General features: G+C 35.7%; 18 protein-coding genes. 14 read left to right on the top strand and 4 right to left on the bottom strand.

The window, feature by feature from the left end:
- Together BT1A1_RS18825 and BT1A1_RS18820 are read right to left on the bottom strand one after the other, a co-directional pair.
- On the bottom strand, window positions 1–255 hold a 255-nt coding region (locus BT1A1_RS18825), incomplete at its 3' end, for a hypothetical protein (RefSeq protein ID WP_156103263.1).
- Window positions 222–359 (bottom strand): hypothetical protein, encoded by a 138-nt coding sequence (locus tag BT1A1_RS18820; protein WP_156103262.1) that lies wholly within the window; start codon window positions 357–359, stop codon window positions 222–224. The genes BT1A1_RS18825 and BT1A1_RS18820, both read right to left, overlap by 34 nt.
- A 598-nt stretch (window positions 360–957) precedes the next feature.
- Between BT1A1_RS18820 and BT1A1_RS14690 the strand changes: the two genes are divergently transcribed.
- From BT1A1_RS14690 to BT1A1_RS14620, 14 genes are all read left to right on the top strand, one after another.
- The gene (locus BT1A1_RS14690) at window positions 958–1,800 is read left to right on the top strand and encodes a DegV family protein (protein ID WP_034772641.1); all 843 of its coding nucleotides are present in this window, start codon (window positions 958–960) and stop codon (window positions 1,798–1,800) included.
- 813 nt (window positions 1,801–2,613) lie between these two features.
- Complete coding sequence (locus BT1A1_RS14680) at window positions 2,614–4,110, top strand: ATP-dependent helicase ComFA (RefSeq protein WP_034772638.1); 1,497 nt, start codon at window positions 2,614–2,616, stop codon at window positions 4,108–4,110.
- A gap of 51 nt (window positions 4,111–4,161) precedes the next feature.
- Window positions 4,162–4,884, top strand: coding sequence for a ComF family protein (locus BT1A1_RS14675; RefSeq protein WP_034772636.1), 723 nt, complete (start codon window positions 4,162–4,164; stop codon window positions 4,882–4,884).
- 202 nt (window positions 4,885–5,086) lie between these two features.
- Window positions 5,087–5,503, top strand: coding sequence for a TIGR03826 family flagellar region protein (locus BT1A1_RS14670; protein WP_419177364.1), 417 nt, complete (start codon window positions 5,087–5,089; stop codon window positions 5,501–5,503).
- Window positions 5,504–5,587: 84 nt separating this feature from the next.
- Window positions 5,588–5,851, top strand: coding sequence for a flagellar biosynthesis anti-sigma factor FlgM (gene flgM, locus BT1A1_RS14665; RefSeq protein WP_034772630.1), 264 nt, complete (start codon window positions 5,588–5,590; stop codon window positions 5,849–5,851).
- An 81-nt stretch (window positions 5,852–5,932) separates the two neighbouring features.
- On the top strand, window positions 5,933–6,421 hold the full coding sequence (locus tag BT1A1_RS14660) for a flagellar protein FlgN (RefSeq protein ID WP_034772628.1): 489 nt from the start codon (window positions 5,933–5,935) through the stop codon (window positions 6,419–6,421).
- 139 nt (window positions 6,422–6,560) lie between these two features.
- A complete protein-coding gene (flgK, locus tag BT1A1_RS14655) occupies window positions 6,561–8,150 on the top strand; it encodes a flagellar hook-associated protein FlgK (protein WP_034772627.1) in 1,590 nt (529 codons plus the stop codon).
- A gap of 78 nt (window positions 8,151–8,228) precedes the next feature.
- On the top strand, window positions 8,229–9,089 hold the full coding sequence (gene flgL / locus BT1A1_RS14650; RefSeq protein ID WP_034772625.1) for a flagellar hook-associated protein FlgL: 861 nt from the start codon (window positions 8,229–8,231) through the stop codon (window positions 9,087–9,089).
- 111 nt (window positions 9,090–9,200) lie between these two features.
- Window positions 9,201–9,773: a DUF6470 family protein gene (locus tag BT1A1_RS14645; protein ID WP_034772623.1), complete on the top strand. Its 573-nt coding sequence runs from the start codon at window positions 9,201–9,203 to the stop codon at window positions 9,771–9,773.
- A 115-nt stretch (window positions 9,774–9,888) separates the two neighbouring features.
- Window positions 9,889–10,335: a flagellar assembly protein FliW gene (gene fliW / locus BT1A1_RS14640; protein WP_034772622.1), complete on the top strand. Its 447-nt coding sequence runs from the start codon at window positions 9,889–9,891 to the stop codon at window positions 10,333–10,335.
- Between the two features lie 4 nt (window positions 10,336–10,339).
- Window positions 10,340–10,564, top strand: a complete 225-nt coding sequence (csrA, locus tag BT1A1_RS14635) for a carbon storage regulator CsrA (protein ID WP_034772621.1) — start codon at window positions 10,340–10,342, stop codon at window positions 10,562–10,564.
- A 149-nt stretch (window positions 10,565–10,713) separates the two neighbouring features.
- Complete coding sequence (locus tag BT1A1_RS14630) at window positions 10,714–11,550, top strand: flagellin N-terminal helical domain-containing protein (protein WP_034772619.1); 837 nt, start codon at window positions 10,714–10,716, stop codon at window positions 11,548–11,550.
- A gap of 109 nt (window positions 11,551–11,659) precedes the next feature.
- Window positions 11,660–14,536: a glycosyltransferase gene (locus BT1A1_RS17500; RefSeq protein WP_051989163.1), complete on the top strand. Its 2,877-nt coding sequence runs from the start codon at window positions 11,660–11,662 to the stop codon at window positions 14,534–14,536.
- Window positions 14,537–14,597: 61 nt separating this feature from the next.
- The gene (locus tag BT1A1_RS14620; protein ID WP_034772618.1) at window positions 14,598–16,190 is read left to right on the top strand and encodes a glycosyltransferase; all 1,593 of its coding nucleotides are present in this window, start codon (window positions 14,598–14,600) and stop codon (window positions 16,188–16,190) included.
- Window positions 16,191–16,472: 282 nt separating this feature from the next.
- Here BT1A1_RS14620 and wecB read toward each other — a convergent pair whose 3' ends face one another.
- Complete coding sequence (gene wecB / locus BT1A1_RS14615) at window positions 16,473–17,552, bottom strand: non-hydrolyzing UDP-N-acetylglucosamine 2-epimerase (RefSeq protein ID WP_034772616.1); 1,080 nt, start codon at window positions 17,550–17,552, stop codon at window positions 16,473–16,475.
- Window positions 17,553–17,916: 364 nt separating this feature from the next.
- Window positions 17,917–18,211 (bottom strand): transposase (locus BT1A1_RS14610; protein ID WP_034772615.1); only part of this gene is annotated, 295 nt, incomplete at its 5' end.

Here is an 18,211-nt window from a genome sequence, read left to right as displayed (position 1 = left end):
TGGAGTTTCCCGCACAAAAATGACGACGAGAAAGAGTCTCGTCACCAAAAAATAGAGTTTCACGAGCAAAAGTGACGACGAGAAGTGGTCTCGTCGCCAAAATAGAGCATTTTCCGCCTCAAAAAGGTGACGAGAATGAGTCTCGTCGCCAAAAAGTGAAGTTTCCGCCAAAAAATGACGACGAGAATGAATCTCGTCGCCAAAAAGTGAAGTTTCTCGGCTCAAAATGACGACGAGAAGTGGTCTCGTCGCCAAAAAATGGAGTTTCCCGCACAAAAATGACGACGAGAAGTGGTCTCGTCGCCAAAAAATGGAGTTTCCCGCACAAAAATGACGACGAGAAGTGATCTCGTCGCCAAAAAATGGAGTTTCCCGTCCAAAAATAGCGACGATATTGGCTTTCAATCGTCGCATACATTTTTTTGTAGTAAAAATTTTAATCAAATTGCAGGGGAAATTGATTTACTTATAGAATGGAATAGTATAGATTTAAAAAGGATGTAATTTTGTCTATAAAATTTTGTTTTTCATCAAAACGGCAACCGGTAGTTTTCAAAGGCTACTGAAAAAGTGGTAAATAATTATAAGACTATTTAGGTGTTTTTGTGGTTGCTATATTCTGTGTAAGTGAACTTATTCAAATTGTTTTTCAGCGGCGTCTAGTTTTCCCTGTGTACACATTTCAAAGCATTGCCCTCATTAATATAAAGATGAACGAAACGCACTTATAATTTTTTATATCCCGAAATTCCGCATAGCGTAATCTATTATGAATCTTAAAAAATAAAACCAGACGAAATGAATATTTAGCGTTGCACAAGGGTTCGGATTTTTGCTTAGTCGAATTAGTAATCATTTCCCCTACTGTGACTGTGCTGCCAACAAAATTTTGTTCATCATGTTTCGTGCGTAATATAGGCTTTAATTATGATTGTGAAGAGAAAGGAAGGGATGTTTATGAAGACAGCGGTTGTTACAGACAGTACAGCATACTTACCGGAAGAAATCCGTGAAAAATACAAGATACACATGATTCCCTTAAGTGTTGTATTTGGCACTGAATCATATCGAGAAGAAATTGAACTAACTGCGACTGATTTTTACCAAATGATGCGGGAGCAAAAAGAATTACCGACGACTACGCAACCTTCAACCGGAATGTTTGTTGAGCTGTTTGAAAAATTATCAAAAGAATATGACGCCGTAATTAGTATCCATTTATCAAGCGGTATTAGCGGGACTTTTCAAGGAGCAGTTACAGCCGGACAATTGGTACAGTCCATTAAAGTCTATCCGTACGATTCAGAAATAAGCTGTATGGTCCAAGGTTTCTATGCTTTAGAAGCAGCAAAAATGGCTCAGAGGGGGGAGGAGCCGGAAGCAATCATTGCCCGTCTTGATGAATTGAAGGCAACAACAAAGGCATACTTTATGGTGGACGACTTGACCAACTTGCAGCGCGGGGGACGACTAAGCAGTACCCAAGCCTTTATCGGCGGACTTTTACAAGTTAAGCCACTTCTCCATTTTGTAGATAAAGTAATCGTTCCATTCGAAAAAATCCGTACGAAGAAAAAAGCAATGAACCGAATTGTTGAACTGTTGGGGGAAGATGCAAAAAGTGGTGGTCAGTACCAAGCTTGCATTATCCACGCCAATCGGGAAGAAGAAGCACAAGCATGGAAGGAAGAACTTGAAGCTCTTTATCCGAATGTTGAGTTTACACTAAGTTACTTCGGCCCGGTCATTGGAACCCATCTCGGTGAAGGTGCCATGGGTTTAGGCTGGATGAAAAAATGAGCCGGGAAAAAATAATGAAATTCTTTTAGGACTCGGTGAAGCAGGACGGAGCTTCAATCTTAAATAATCGTTAAACAACCAATCAGTGAACAGCTGGTTGGTTGTTTTATAGAATCATTGTAAATTTTCCGGTATGTGCAGCTCAATAAGGGAATTATAGACCAGTCCTTTGCGCTAAGTTTAATAGAAAATCGTTGGGCAGTAGATAAAAAACAGGATTGCCTAGAAAGTAGAAATTAAAAGCCACACAATAATCTTGATATTTTTTAATGTTATATCTTTTCCAAATCAATAATTTTTTGTATACTACCAGTAGTTGGATCATCCTCCCCACATCCCGGTGTTCTATTAATAATAGGATGCCGGAAAACGGATTTATCATCCCACATCCTCTTTTTAAACTTACTTAAATATCTCTCTCCAGATTATTTCCTTAATTAAAGGTATTTGTGTCCTAACTGACCGAGGAGCTCACCATACCGTAAAAAAATCTTATTTCCTATTGCAAAACAGCAAAAATCTCTTGTTGTTTACCGAAAATAGTCAGGAAACCGCTCGGCACCATAAAACTATTTGTTTACCGAAAGTAATCAGTGAATCAGACAGTCGCCATGATGAAGCTTGTTGTTTATCAAAGTAATCAGTGAATCAGACAGTCGCCATGATGAAGCTTGTTGTTTATCAAAGTAATCAGTGAAAAAAATCGTTCAGTACCATAGGACTATTAGTTTACCGAAAGTAATCAGTAATCAATCAGTCGGCACCATAAAACCATTCTCACTATCCGATTTTGAACATAAGGAGGTATGTGATTTGTTGTTTTTAAAAAAAGATGAATATGTAATTCCGCAACAGCTGGTGAAAGGAGAAGCCGGTGAGTTTGTCCGAATAACCGATATGACAAATCCAAAGGCGCTTCCTGTAGACCCAACTTTTCCATTTAACCAAAACTTGCAATTGTTTTTATCGGGGCGGAAATTGTTGCTCGATGAAATTCCTTTCTCCCTGGAAGAAATTCATAACCATTATTTGCATGGATATGTCGATTACCGGCAAGGGGTTATTTTCGACGGGAAGAGGCTGTACTGTTGCAGATGTGGCAATAAAGATGCAGTTTTCTTTGCTTCTTTTCATTGTGCCCGTTGCAAGAAAAAATGCTGGTATTGCCGCAAATGTATCATGATGGGAAGAGTCAGTCAGTGTACACCGCTCATCATTTGGACAGGTCCCACGCCCCATTTTTCATTTCAAAAATCACTGAAATGGCAAGGAACACTCTCACCTTCACAAAAAGATGCTTCAATAAAAATCAAAGAGGCAGTAAGGGAAAGGAAAGAACTATTGGTTTGGGCGGTATGTGGAGCAGGGAAAACAGAAATGTTGTTTGAGGGCATTGAGGAAGCGATACAATCAGGGAAACGGACAGCGATTGCAACACCTAGAACGGATGTTGTTCTGGAATTAACCCCGCGGTTTCAACAAGTATTTCCGGATATTCCGATCGCATCCTTATACGGCGGGAGTGAGGACAGACATCGATATAGCCCGCTTGTTATTGCAACTACTCATCAATTGTTACGGTTTCATGAAGCATTTGATTGCTTAATCATTGATGAGGTCGACGCATTCCCTTATTCGGCCGATGAAATGCTGCAAACTGCTGCGGAACTGGCAAGAAAAAAGAATGGTTCACTCATTTTTTTAACGGCCACCCCGAAAGAAGTATGGCAGGCAGAATGTTATCGTGGAAAAAGAAATTGTGTGATTCTGCCGGCAAGATTTCATCGTTATCCATTACCGATTCCCTCTTTTGGATGGTGCGGGAATTGGAGGGAAAAAGTGAAGAAGGGCCAGATTCCTCTAAAAATTTTGCAATGGGTAAAAAGTAGACTGGTATCTGGAAAACAAGCGTTAATCTTTTTCCCGCATATAGAATTGATGGAACAAGCACTCCCGTATTTTCAGAAAATGGATGGACGGATTGAAGCGGTCCATTCCGAAGACCCGAATCGAAAAGAAAAAGTTCAAGCAATGCGTACCGGTGATATTCCGATATTATTGACAACGACCATTTTGGAACGAGGTGTAACGTTTCCAAATATAGATGTGGCCGTTGTCGGTGCTGAAGATGATACGTTTACCGAGAGTGCATTAGTACAAATTGCCGGTCGGGTAGGAAGAAGTCCACAATTTCCAACGGGAGATATTACCTTTTTTCACTATGGGATTACACGTGCCATGATTCGTTCGAGAAACCAATTGCTGCGAATGAATCGGCAGGCGAGGATGAAAGGTTTGATCGATAGCTAAGTTCGTTGTGTCACAAAAAAGGTTCATGGTAAAAAGGAGGGTTAAACACTCATGCAACTTTTTAAAACCGACCTTTGCCTGCTATGTTCAAGCCCAATCGCACCAACGATCAATTGGGAATCACTGCTGTTTGGACCAAACCAAAAACCGATCTGCGAAAAATGCTATGCCCAATTCAGTCCGATCCGTGAGCCAGCGTGTAAAATTTGCAATCGGTCTCTGGATAAACTAAATCCGAAGTTTTATCAAGATGGGGTATGCAACGATTGTATCAAATGGCAACAATCAAGCAAGTGGAAAAATGTCCTGGAAAAAAATACTTCGCTATTTGAATATAATGATTTTATGGCTGAAGTAATTGCCCGCTTCAAATACCGGGGCGATTATGCAATGGCTAAAATTTTTTCACAACAGTTGAAACAACTTTTACAAAATATTGACTATGACTTGCTCGTACCGATTCCATTAAGTGAAGAAAGGCTATATGAGCGTGGATTTAATCAGGCGGATAGTTTGGCGCTTGAGGCAGGGGCTGAACCAATCAATCTTCTCAGGCGAATCCATTCGGAAAAGCAATCCAAAAAGTCAAGAAATGAACGGATCCATCTTCCGCAAGTATTTCAACTTTCACAGGCAGCCCCGCCCTTTCAAAATAAACATATTCTGTTAATTGATGATGTATATACAACAGGTTCAACGCTCCGTCAAGCTGCGGTTATCCTTCTGCAGGCAGGTGCAAAAACAGTTCAATCGCTGACATTGGCCAGAGGATAATTAAAAATTTTCGAAAAAACATTGAATAATTAATTTTTTGGACGAAATGAATAATGAGGGTTGCTCTCAAATAGGAGCATTTTTTGGGAGCCAACTAATTCTGAAAAAATAATATAAAAAATCTTGGTCAAGCCCTTTTTCAAGACAAGCATAGTATAATAAAACTAGATTAATCACTTGGACTCTGGAAAGGATGATCGTGATGGAACTGGTAAATTGTACAAATTGTGGTATGTTGTATGTGAAAAATTCAATTCGTGATATATGTGACAACTGTTATAAAGAAGAGGAAGAGGCATTTGATAAAGTCAACAATTATTTGAAGAAAAAACAAAACCGAACTGCTTCGATGGTGAAAGTTGTGGAGGATACAGGAGTACCGGAAGAATTGATTATGAAGTTCATTCGGAAAGGGCGAATCCGCTTAGTTCATTTTCCAAACCTCGGCTACCCTTGTGAAAATTGTGGAAAACCTATTCAAAATGGAAAACTATGTGATGACTGTGCAAAAAATTTCCGGAATGAACTTGAAGTTTTTGAGAAAGAACAACAGCGACAAAAGGAACTGGCAGAAAAGAACATTACCTATTATGCAATTGACGAAAAGTATCGCAGTTAAAAGAATCAAATTCGATTAAACAAATTGAAGAAAGTGCCGATATAAAAATTAACAAAGTGATCGATGGAAAGGGAGGAATACGGTATGAAAATTACAAATTACGGTCCATCCGGTCTAAATCCATATATGCAGGAAATGCAGAAAACGGAAACAGTTAAGAAAAAAGCGGTAAAAACAAACGACCAAATTGAAATTTCTTCGGAAGCATTAAAGCTGCAAAAGCAAACGGATCCTGCCCGACAGGAGAAAATCGCTCATATTAAAGATCAGATTCAAAATGGTACGTACAAAATCGACCATCAAGAATTGGCTAAAAGTATATATAATTACTATGTTAATAAAAAATAAAGTGGAGCTTGCTATTTTCAAATGACGATGGACACCACGTCAAACAGAAGCAAAAGAATACAAGTGGAAAAGGTGAGGGATATGAAATTTGATTCTTTGATTTCAATACTGGAAAAACAATTAACATTATATATGAGTTTATATCAATTGGCTATAAGAAAAGTGGATATGATTAAAACAAATGATATTTCATCCCTCAACCAAATAATGAAAGAAGAACAAAAACATATTACAGCCATTTCTGTATTAGAAAATGAACGGATTAAGGATTTGCAAAAACGGTTCCCGAAAAGAGAGAAAGTTCCAACGATAAGTAGCTGTATCGAAGTAGCGGAATCCGTTCAAAAACCAATTCTCGAAGACTTGTTCCGTCAACTTACAAATATTTTGCAAAAGATAAAGGAACAGAATGATTTAAATCAGGAACTAATCAAACAGTCTTTGCAATTTGTCAATTATTCTTTAAACTTATTTCAGCCGAGAACAAATGCGATGAATTACGGACCGAAAGCAGAGGATAAGTCGACAAATGCAGCAGGAGTACGTTCCCTATTTAATTCGCAAGTATAAAACTTTCATAAAAACACAATAGTTCTATTTTTATAAAAAAGTGCGTAGCCGATTAGTTTTATAAATAAAATTAATTACCCAAGTTTTCAAAGGGATAAAAAGAGTGTGAAACCTCTTGATAGAACGGAGGATGAAATAAATGGTATCAACATTCCATGGTTTAGAAACAGCGAAACGCGGCATGACCGCCCAGCAATTGGGACTATATACAACCGGACATAATATCTCAAATGCCAATACACCGGGTTATACAAGACAACGCGTCAGCTTTGAGACAGCGGAACCATTTCCCGGTGCCGGACTGAATCGCCCGCAAATTCCCGGACAGCTCGGTACCGGAGTTCAGGCAGGAACAATCGAGCGGATTAGAGAAAGCTTTCTCGATGTGCAATATCGTTCAGAAAATACGAAACTGGGTTATTACAGCTCGCTCAGCAGTGCTCTGGCAAAGATGGAAGATATTATGAACGAACCGTCGAACAGCGGCTTGCAAAATATTATGAGTCAGTTTTGGAGTTCGTTACAAAATATGGCCGACCACCCGGAAAACTTAGGTGCCCGACAAGTTGTCGCAGCCAAAGGGCAAATGGTGGCTGAAACATTCAATTACTATTACAATTCCCTGGATGGCATAAAAAAGGATCTCGGCAGTGAAATGGATGTGACGGTCAAAAATATTAATACGATAGTTTCGCAAATTGACGAGTTAAACAAACAAATCGCCAGTGTCGAACCCCACGGGATGTTACCGAACGACTTATATGACAAACGTGATCAGCTCGTTGATCAATTATCAAGTCTAGTCAATGTGAAAGTAACGGCAGTAAAACCGACCCAGTACGGACAACCGCTACCCACGGCTGTCGGTTTATATCAAATTGAACTCGTCCAAAAAGACGGCACCTCATTTGGCTCAGGGGCGCAATTACTTACTGTTGATACGACAACCGGGGCGTCGCAGCAAAATGAATTATCAATAACCGCTGAAAATGGTGTAAAAGCTCCCCCTTTAAATGGAAATGTCCAGTCTGTCCAAGTCGGAAATGTTACATTGGACAACTTAAATTTTTCAGGTAAACTAAAGGGATTAATCGAAAGCTATGGATATGTTGATGCAAATGGTGAAGTTAAAGGCCATTACCCGGAAATGATGGAAAAACTGAACAAACTTGCCTATGCTTTTGCAAGTGAATTTAATCATATTCATAAACAAGGATATGGATTAGATAAAACCGATCCGGCCGGGGAGTTTTTTGATTTAGGCGGCAGTACAGACTATGATGAAACGATTAATTATGCTCAAGTTATAAAAGTACATGATGAAATAATCAAAGATCCGACAAATATTGCGGCTGCCAATACACCGGGTGACAATTCCGGGGATAATACCATTGCTTTCCAACTAGCAGATCTTAAAAAGAAGAATTTCAAAGACTATTCCGTTCCGTTACCAAACGATATGTCAGGAACGTTTGACTTTTATTATGCCGCAATGATTGGTGACCTCGGTGTCGCCGCCCAAAGTGCCAATACAAATATGGAAAATGTACAAGTCCTCGTTGATTCTGTTGAATACAACCGGCAATCTGTCAGCGGTGTTTCATTGGATGAAGAGTTGACAAACATGATTACTTTTCAACATGCCTACAACGCATCAGCACGGATGATTACGGTCATTGATGAAATGCTCGATAAAATCATTAATGGGATGGGTGTTGTTGGCAGATAAAGGTATTTTTAATCGGAACCCGGAGTGGCAAAAATACGAGAGGCCCTTAAGTTAAATTTAACAAAGGTGGTGAACGATATGCGGGTAACCCAATCCATGTTATCCAATAATATGCTACGAAACTTGAGTAGCAATTATAATAAAATGGGAAAACTCCAAGATCAACTTACAACACAAAAAAGGATTACGAGGCCATCGGATGATCCGGTTGTTGCCATGCTTGGCCTTGGCTATCGTGACAGTTTAAATAAAGTACAACAATACAGTCGAAACATTAGTGAAGCAACTAACTGGCTTGATTCCACCGATGATGCAATTTCTCAAGGAGTGAAAGTTCTTCAAAGAATACGTGAACTGACTGTACAAGCATCGAATGGAACATATGAAGAAGCACAGCGGGGGGCGATTGCCGTTGAGGTGGACCAGCTAAAAGAACAATTAGAGACCATTGCTCAAACACAAGTCGGTGGAAAATATATTTTTAACGGAGAGAATACAAACAAAGCACCGACAGCTGGTGATTTTTCTGATGGTGATATTGAACTAGAAATCTTTGACGGGATCAAACTTAATGTAAATACAAAGGGAAGCGAATTATTTAAATCAGTTTTCAACACATTAGATTCTCTTAAAAGTAAATTAGAAGATAAAACGGCAAGTGATACTGATATTAGCGGATTTCTTGATACCCTTGATAGCGAAATCGACCATTTCTTAAAAATTCAAGCCGATGTCGGTGCAAAACAGAACCGGGTTGATATGATGAAAGACCGGCTTTCTTCTCAAGAAACGATTGCAACTGAAATCATGTCGAAAAATGAAGACGTTGAGATTGAAAAAGTTATTACAGAGTTGATTACCCAAGAATCAGTTCAACGGGCTGCACTCAGTGTAGGTGCCAGAATCATCCAACCGTCCCTGATTGACTTTTTAAGATAATAGCTGAATAAAATTGATAATTATGTTCCAATATTCTTGTTATACGTATGGGAGTATGGAAAGGCTATCTGACTGGGGATAGCTTTTCTTTTTAAGGAGGTGTGTCGGGGAATGAACTTTCCACAAATCCGACTTGAATCAACTTCAGCACGGATTGGTTTACATATTGAAAAGCCGGTCCAAAAAATTGAACAACCGAAAGCTGTTCAATCAATCGAACAGCCGAAAGCAGTCGTGAATATCGAAACCGTTCCAGGACGGCTTATCATTGACCAAACAGAAGCCCGGGCTGATCTTGGTTTTAAGACCATCCCCCGATTAGTTGCTGAAAATGCCGCAGACGCAAAACGGATTGCTATGGAGGGAACTGCCCGAAGAGTTCGGCAAGGCGATGACTTGATGAGAATTGAAAATAAGGCAAACCCGTTCCCGTCTCATGCCATCGAAAATGCTTATAAACCGAAAGCCCGGTTAACGATCGGTTGGATTCCTTCACCCGGAAGCGTTAAGATTAATTACGAGCCGGCAAAAGTAAATATTGAAGCAACACCGCAGAAACCGATTATTCACACACAAATTCAAAAACCGCTTCATGACTACACACCGGGAAAAGTACATGTATATTTAGAACAAAAAAACTCATTAAAAATTGAATTTGTAAATCTATTTAGTGAAACGGTATAATTGGATAAGAGGATGGGGATTTCCGGTAACTGTAAGTTAAAATTGCTCTGTATGTGCACCTTTTGGGGTTTTTGGTGAGTGTGTACCTTATCCATATAAAATAGTAGGTGAATATATGAACATCCAAACAAAATATCATGGTGAAAAAACGATAGAGGAAACCGATATTATTCAATTTGAAAACGGTATTCCCGGTTTTTTGAATGAACAGGAATTTATTATTTTACCATTAACAGAAGATGGAATTTACTTTGTCATGCAATCCGTTCGGACGCCGCAGCTTGCCTTTGTCATCACCAATCCGTTTATCTTTTATAAAGATTATGATTTTACTGTGGAAGATGTGATCGTTAAACAGTTAGGTATTGAATCAATAACGGATGTCAAAGTATTTAATATTTTAACCCTTCAAGAGCCGTTTGAAGAATCAACCGTTAATCTTCAAGCACCAATTATTATCAATACAAAAAATAACCAAGCAAAACAGGTGATTTTAAACAACGAATCATACAAGACAAAACACCCGTTGTTTATCGAATCCCCTGACTCGATAAAGGGGTGATTCGATGTTAATTTTGGCAAGAAAAAAAGGAGAAGCGATTCAAATCGGGAATGAAATCGAGATTAAAATTCTTTCCATCCAAGGGGATCAAGTCAAGATTGGCATTGATGCACCTAAAACGGTAGAAGTTTATCGAAAAGAAATTTATGAACAAATTCAAGAGGAAAACAAACAAGCCGCAACGACTACGACGAATGTCCTGGAACTAATCAAAAAGTCCCAAAAATAAATAGAAAAAATTTTACGAAAGGCTAAACACCTTTCGTTTTTTGTCGATATAAGAAATGTAAGGGCGAACGAGGGCGGCCGACCTTGAACGCTCTGAAAAATCATGGCTCACAAGGACGTGAGAAATTAATTTCAAGGAGGAATCTTTTTATGCGTATTAATCACAACATCGCAGCACTGAACACATATCGCCAATTAAATGCTGCAAATACTGCACAATCAAAATCAATGGAAAAATTATCTTCTGGTCTTCGTATTAATAAAGCAGGAGATGATGCTGCAGGTCTAGCAATTTCTGAAAAAATGCGAGGTCAAATTCGTGGTTTGGACATGGCTTCTAAGAATGCCCAAGATGGTATTTCATTAATCCAAACAGCAGAAGGTGGACTAAATGAAGTACATTCCATTCTGCAACGTATGAGGGAATTAGCAGTTCAATCTTCAAACGATACTAACGTTGATGCTGATAGAACTGCACTAAATAATGAGTTTGGACAATTAGCTGCAGAACTAGAGAGAATTAAAGACAAATCAACGTTTAATACTCGAGATTTGTTCAAAGGTGCATCAAGTGCAGTTACCGGTAAGTTAGTCTTACAAGTTGGGGCAAATGAAGACGATACTATTGAACTGGATCTTACAACTTCTGGGGTGAATTTAACAGATATTGTTTCTACTGCAAAAAGCGCATCAATCGGTTCCCATGCAAGTGCAGCAGCTGCAATCACTAGCATTAATAACCTAATTGAAACGGTATCTTCTGGACGTTCTTATCTAGGAGCTATGCAAAATCGTTTAGAGCATACAATTACAAATCTTGACAATGCGTCTGAAAACTTAACTGCAGCAGAATCTCGTATTAGAGACGTCGATATGGCGAAGGAAATGATGGAACAAACGAAGAATTCTATTCTTGCTCAAGCTTCTCAAGCAATGCTCGCTCAAGCCAATCAACAGCCTCAAAGTGTTTTACAGTTACTACGGTAATAATCGAACCTATCTCCATTTTGGGGATAGGTTATCTAAAAAAAGATCGTATATTCCATTTTATACGATCTTTTTTTAGATAAAAATTTTTACTTAGGAGTGCCAGCAGATGAAACCATTTTTGTCAGTTTGTATGATAGTGAAAAATGAAGAAAATGTACTAAGAAGATGCCTTGATTCAATAAAAGGAATAGCAGATGAAATAATTATTGCCGATACTGGTTCAGTTGATCAAACGAAGGATATTGCTCTTGAATATACAGATATGGTTTTCGATTATACATGGGAAGATGATTTTTCAAAAGCACGTAATTTTGCTGCATCAAAAGCATCTGGGGAGTGGATCTTTGTTATTGATGCAGACGAATTTGTAGATCGTGATAGTTTTATCAAATTTAAAGAGGATTTAAAAAATAACCCACCGGATTATAATATTTTAGCCGTTCAAATAGTGAACTTTGTTGGCATAAATGGGAAAGATACTTCGTTAAATTACCATGAAAGACTTTACAAAAATGATGGACTTATAAGCTATTATAGAAGTATTCATGAATTACTCAAGCACAAGGAGTCCAAAGAAAGAAAAGGCTTTTCTGACTTTCAAATATATCATTCTGGTTATATGAAAAATATTGTCAATGAAAAGGAAAAGTCAATCAGAAATCTAACCCTGTTAAAAAAGAAGAAAGAAAAGGAACCTATTGATTACTATTTTCTTGGGAATGAATATGATCAATTAGGGGATTTGGATAAGGCAATTAAATATTATCAAAAGGGGTTTCAATTAAAGGATGATCTTAATAGGGACTGGGTGAAAAAGTTATTACTACGCTTGGTGAATACTCTACATAAGGCGAATAGAAATAAGGAAGCATTAGAAATTATCGATTCTTGTGAACAAATCTATCCTTATCTTGTGGATTTTAAGTTTTACCGAGGAATAATCTATTTTGATGAAGAAGATTATGAAAACGCAAAAGAAGTATTTGAAGAAATTTTAAAGAAGAAAAATGAATTAAAAGCTGATTCAAGTAACGACTTTTTAGAGTATTTACCTTATAAATTACTCGGAGAAATTTATGAGAGTGAAAATGAATTACACTTAGCGGTTCATAATTATTCTCGTGCAGTATCTATTAATGATGCAGATGATTATGTTTGGTCGAAACTAATAAATCTATTAGCAAAACATTCCCCACTTGATGAACTTACAGAGTTTCTTAATAATAATTTATTAACGAAAAATAATATCACACCACAAAGAGTGATAAAGATTTTACTTGATGTTCCTGATTTAAATGCCCAAAAATTAACAAGATCACTTTTAGATGAACCGGAGTTATCAATAGATGAGAAAGAAGCCTTGTTCATAAAAAATTTATGCTTAGATGGTAATACAAATGAAGTTGTAAAAATAATAGCTGAAAAATCACCATCTCAAATATACTCCTTACTTACAAAAGGTATTTTCACTATTATTGATTTTATTATTCTCACAATTGAATTACAAAGTCAGGAATATCAAAAAATGCTTTACGATATAAAATTTGACAAGAGCATTAATAATTTATTTCATGTATTATTTAATAAAAAGCACAAAAAACTTGATGAATTTGAAGAAGAATTGTTTGTATCCATATTAAAACAAGCAAATGTCTTAGGCTGGGAAACGGTTATAAATCATTTAAACAGTAAAATGAAATATTTAAGTTTAAATGCCAAAACGAAACTTAAAAAAATAGAAAAGCAAATAGCTAAAAATGCTGCCCCACGTTACGTTCAATATGAAAACAATCAAGAAAATCGAAAGAAGGAGATTGAGGAAATAAAAAAAGAAATTGAGAATTTACTTTCAAATCAACTTTATGAGGAAGCTTTAACCATTGTTGATGAATCCTTAAAATCAGCTCCTTCTCATGTTGAATTGTATTCCATAAAAGCAGTTATTTTAATAAGTTTGCAACAACTTGATAGGGCGATAGAAGTTTTAGAAAAGGGACTAGAAATGGATCCTAATCATGTGGATTGTCTTTATAATTTAGCGTATATTCATGAACAAAATAAAAATGTCCATATGGCAAATAAGGTATATGAAAAAATTTTGGGACTAACTAATGATGAAGAAATTATAAAGGAAATAAAGGATCAGTTAAATAAACATGATAAGAAAAAAATACTAGTCGGAAGCCCTATTCATCAAAAACCTCAAATATTGAAGTACTTTTTAAAATCACTATCTAGGTTAGATATAGAAGGAATTGAACTTCATTTCTTATTTATAGATGACAATGATCAAAAGGAATCAAGTTTACTGTTAGAAGAGTTTTCCAAGGCAGAAAAAAATGTCGTGATTTGTAAAAGTGATTTTAATGATAAATATGAGCGGAATAATCAAACTCACTTTTGGAATGAATATCTAATATGGAAAGTAGCAAATTTCAAAGATTCAATCATACAAATAGCGAAAGAATTTAACTTTGACTATTTATTTTTGATAGATTCTGATTTAGTATTACACCCTTATACTTTACAGCAATTACTGAAGGCAAATAAAGATATTATATCAAATATCTTTTGGACAAAATGGCAACCTGATTTCCCTGCACTTCCTCAGGTATGGATGTTTGATCAGTATGAGCAATATATAAAGTTTCGAGGAGAACAGTTATCAAAAGAACAAATTATTGAAAGACATAAGGATTTTGTCGAAACTTTAAAAAAACCTGGTGTCTATGAAGTTGGTGGTTTAGGGGCATGTACACTTATAAGTAAAAAGGCAATTAAAGCAGGTGTAAATTTTAGTGAAATAAAAAATATTTCCTTTTGGGGAGAAGATAGACATTTCTGTATAAGGGCTCAAGCACTTGGATTTGATCTGTTTGTGGATACTCATTATCCTGCATTTCATATTTATAGAGATTCAGATTTACGTAATGTAGAAAAGTATATGGAAAGTGTAGATATTGCATATTTATTTAGGAATTAACCATAAATAACGACAATAATATGAATTCTTATTGTGTATTTGAATGGGGTGAGGGGAAAAAATGAATATATTACATCTATATGAGAACATGGAACTAGGTGGTGCAGAAACTCATATACTTACTTTAGCTAAGGAATTTTCACAAAATAATCATAAAGTATTTATAGGTTCTCCAAATGGTCCGGCCATTGAACTATTTCACAGAAATAATATTATTCATTTAAACATAGATAATTTTTATGACATAAAAAGTACAATTGAAAAGGTTTATTCTTTTTGTATTGAAAATGAGATTGACATTATTCATTGTCATTATTTTTGTTCCCAATTAGTCGGTGTAATTATTGGATCTGTATTGAATATTCCTGTAGTAACAACCGTTCACGGTGTATATAATAATGAAAATATTGGGATTTTCCAAGACTACTTTTCTGGAATTATATTTGTTAGTGAAGAAGCTTGTGAAAAACATATTAGCCAAATTAGGACAAACAACTATGAAAAGGCTAAAATTATCCATAATTCAGTTGAAGTAAAGTCAAATAATATTAAAAAGCCAGATTCATTGACGGATGAAAAGCTTAACATTTTATATATTAGCAGATTGGATAATGATAAATTTCCATCAATAAATTTCATCATAGATGCACTATTTAAATTAGCACCAAAGATAAACTGGAGATTAAAAATATTAGGAAGTGGAAATAGATTTAATGATATTGTGGGGAAAAGTGCTAAAGTCAACAATGAATTAGCAGAAGAGCGAATACAAGTATTAGGGGCAAAAAAGAACGTATCTCAATATATTATTAGTAGCGATGTTGTCATTGGTGTTGGTAGGGTAATTCTTGAAGGAATTCAATGGAAAAAACCAGTAATATGTATAGGTAACAGTAATTATGTAGGTTTAATTGATAAAAGTAAATTAAATAAAATTTCTCAAGTAAATTTTACTGATCGAAACAGTGTTGAAAATTTGGATGTGTCAAGCTTACAAAAGGATTTACATAAAATTGTAAGGTCTGACCCAGAGCTGCTAAAAACCATAGAACAAAATTATAAAGAAGTTCTAAATAAGTATTCATCTAATGTAAGTTATTCTAAACATTTAGAAGTATATAATAATGCTAAGCGGTTAAATAAGCCAACACAATTTCACAATTTAATGAATGATTTACAAAAATCATCTTTAATTGGTGGATATTTTAAGGATTTAGTATATGCATCAAATTTAGATTACCCAATATATCATGAAAAACAAGAAAAAATATTAATGATCCCTAATTTTAGTGACCCTTTGGACACTTGGAAGGAGAACTTAGAACAATTTTTGAATAGTCAAAGACTGTTAGAAAACTTTTCACTTACAATTAAAATACCCAACCACCTTCTTTATAAATCTGATAGTATAATTAAAGATATAGAAGATGTATTATTTAAATATCAAGCCAATTCAAGAATAGCGGATATAGTTGTTGATATATACAACTTAACCAGTGAAGGAGAGGTTGCATTAATAAATAAACACAATGTCTTTATTCATACAAATCGGCAGCAAATTTTTTTAATGATCCAATGTAAATTACTAGAAATATCTGTAATAAACAATATCGAACTTATGAACAGACAATTGCCTGAACAGGTAGAAAACTAAGGCTGAATAGTAAAATTTAGGTTAGGTTTTACATTCCAAGTTCCAGACCATAGATACGCCGCCTCTCCGATATGTAAGGTTAAGATTTGATCTGCCATGAAATTTCCCAGCTCCTTCCTTTGGTATAGATAAATCTTTCTAAAAGAAGGTGGGGAATTTCTCTAAAAATTAAAAATAAATATAATTACATGCGGACTTGCGATAAAAATAATAGTAAAAGTAATTTTTAGGTCAAATATTACATTTCAAAGTGCTGTTACCAATATTTGACAACCTTATAATTTATATTTCTAGCACATCAGCTATTCGTTTACTTGCAAAACCATCTCCATACGGGTTGTTTGCACGGCTCATTTTTTTATATTCTTCATTTTTCTCTAGAATTGATTTGAATGAATTATAAATATTTTCTTCATTTGTTCCGATTAATTTTAATGTCCCGGCCGCAATTCCTTCTGGTCGTTCGGTCGTATTTCTCATGACCAGTACCGGTTTTCCTAAACTAGGTGCTTCCTCTTGAATACCACCGCTATCAGTCAAAATTAAATATGACCTTGCTAGGAAGTTATGAAAATCCAGGACATCCAAAGGTTCGATAATTTTAATCCTGTCACAATTACCTAGAATTTCACTTGCTAATTCCCTCACAACTGGATTCATATGAATAGGATAGATTGCTTTGATATCCGGATATTCTTCAATAATTCTTTTAATTGCCCTGAACATATTTTTCATTGGTTGTCCAATATTTTCCCTTCTATGAGCAGTAATCATAATAAGCTTATACTCTCCAACCCAATCAAGATATTTATGTGAATAATCCCTTTTTACAGTTGTTTTGAGAGCGTCAATTGCTGTATTACCTGTGACATAAATTGTAGAAGGATCTTTACCCTCTTTTATAAGGTTATTTTTAGCATTCTCAGTAGGAGCAAAATGATACTTTGCAATAATACCAACTGCTTGCCGATTAAATTCTTCCGGGTATGGAGAGTAAGTATTATATGTTCGTAAACCGGCTTCCACATGACCTACTGGAATTTGCATATAAAAACATGCTAAGGCAGTTACAAAAGTAGTAGATGTATCACCATGAACTAAAACGATATCAGGTTTTTCCTCTTTCAGTAAGATTTTTATTTTTTCAAGAATATTTATTGTAACGTCAAATAACGTTTGTTTTTCTTTCATGATAGCCAAATTGTAATCCGGAAAAACATTAAAAGCATCCAATACCTGGTCTAGCATTTCCCGATGTTGTCCTGTAACACATACAATTGTATTTAGGTTTTTACGGTTTTTTAACTCTTTTACTACAGGACACATTTTTATTGCCTCTGGTCGAGTTCCAAACACGGTCATTATTTTTTTCTTCAATCTGATCCACTCTCTTTTTATATTTGTATTATTGATTGGTTGTACAAGCTCAACAGTAATTTCATAAGTCTTTCCTTAGCATTTTATGTGTAAAATGTTCAATAGTCAATTTATTTTAATAAAGAGCTTTTTGCGATGTACTGATTTTCTAGATTAGATTAAAAAAATTTACTCTAAAAATTTACCACATTTTCATTTTTAGGTATGATTTTCTGCGATTTTCCTGCATTTAATGCTCTGTTTTGCCTGCTTTATACAAAAAAGGGCATACGAATCCTGTTGTCTTATCCACATTTTTTGCTTGTGGATATCTTTTTTACTTTTACTTATTCACATGTGGATAATTTTTTTATACAGCACAAACAAGACTCCTCATATTTTGTGCTTGTTTTTCTTTTATTCTGCCTAGCGCCATGGCTAACATCACACAAAGAGCTAATCCGCATCGTACGGTCATTTTCTTTATCCCTCGTATCGTGTGATTTTCAAAACCAAGCACCTGATCTATGCGGCTATTTACTCGTTCAACTGCTGTTCTTTTGTTGTATTCTCTTTTCCATTTGTAGCTGGCACGGTCAATTGGCGTAAATATTCTCCGGTCTTCTGAAAGCGGAATTCGAACGCCATTTACCACCGGGCACTTT

Source organism: Caldibacillus thermoamylovorans, assembly GCF_000751775.1.
GTDB lineage: Bacteria > Bacillota > Bacilli > Bacillales > Caldibacillaceae > Caldifermentibacillus > Caldifermentibacillus hisashii.
The sequence above is the reverse complement of the archived record's forward strand: the minus strand, read 5'-3'. Positions and strand labels throughout refer to the sequence as shown.

Bases quoted from the DNA above. Each gene is read 5' to 3' on its own strand.
- BT1A1_RS14690 (WP_034772641.1), top strand. From the start codon at position 958: ATGAAGACAGCGGTTGTTACAGACAGTACAGCATACTTACCGGAAGAA.
- BT1A1_RS14675 (WP_034772636.1), top strand. From the start codon at position 4,162: ATGCAACTTTTTAAAACCGACCTTTGCCTGCTATGTTCAAGCCCAATC.
- BT1A1_RS14670 (WP_419177364.1), top strand. From the start codon at position 5,087: ATGGAACTGGTAAATTGTACAAATTGTGGTATGTTGTATGTGAAAAAT.
- flgM (WP_034772630.1), top strand. From the start codon at position 5,588: ATGAAAATTACAAATTACGGTCCATCCGGTCTAAATCCATATATGCAG.
- BT1A1_RS14660 (WP_034772628.1), top strand. From the start codon at position 5,933: ATGAAATTTGATTCTTTGATTTCAATACTGGAAAAACAATTAACATTA.
- flgK (WP_034772627.1), top strand. From the start codon at position 6,561: ATGGTATCAACATTCCATGGTTTAGAAACAGCGAAACGCGGCATGACC.
- flgL (WP_034772625.1), top strand. From the start codon at position 8,229: ATGCGGGTAACCCAATCCATGTTATCCAATAATATGCTACGAAACTTG.
- BT1A1_RS14645 (WP_034772623.1), top strand. From the start codon at position 9,201: ATGAACTTTCCACAAATCCGACTTGAATCAACTTCAGCACGGATTGGT.
- fliW (WP_034772622.1), top strand. From the start codon at position 9,889: ATGAACATCCAAACAAAATATCATGGTGAAAAAACGATAGAGGAAACC.
- csrA (WP_034772621.1), top strand. From the start codon at position 10,340: ATGTTAATTTTGGCAAGAAAAAAAGGAGAAGCGATTCAAATCGGGAAT.
- BT1A1_RS14630 (WP_034772619.1), top strand. From the start codon at position 10,714: ATGCGTATTAATCACAACATCGCAGCACTGAACACATATCGCCAATTA.
- BT1A1_RS17500 (WP_051989163.1), top strand. From the start codon at position 11,660: ATGAAACCATTTTTGTCAGTTTGTATGATAGTGAAAAATGAAGAAAAT.
- BT1A1_RS14620 (WP_034772618.1), top strand. From the start codon at position 14,598: ATGAATATATTACATCTATATGAGAACATGGAACTAGGTGGTGCAGAA.
- wecB (WP_034772616.1), bottom strand. From the start codon at position 17,552: ATGACCGTGTTTGGAACTCGACCAGAGGCAATAAAAATGTGTCCTGTA.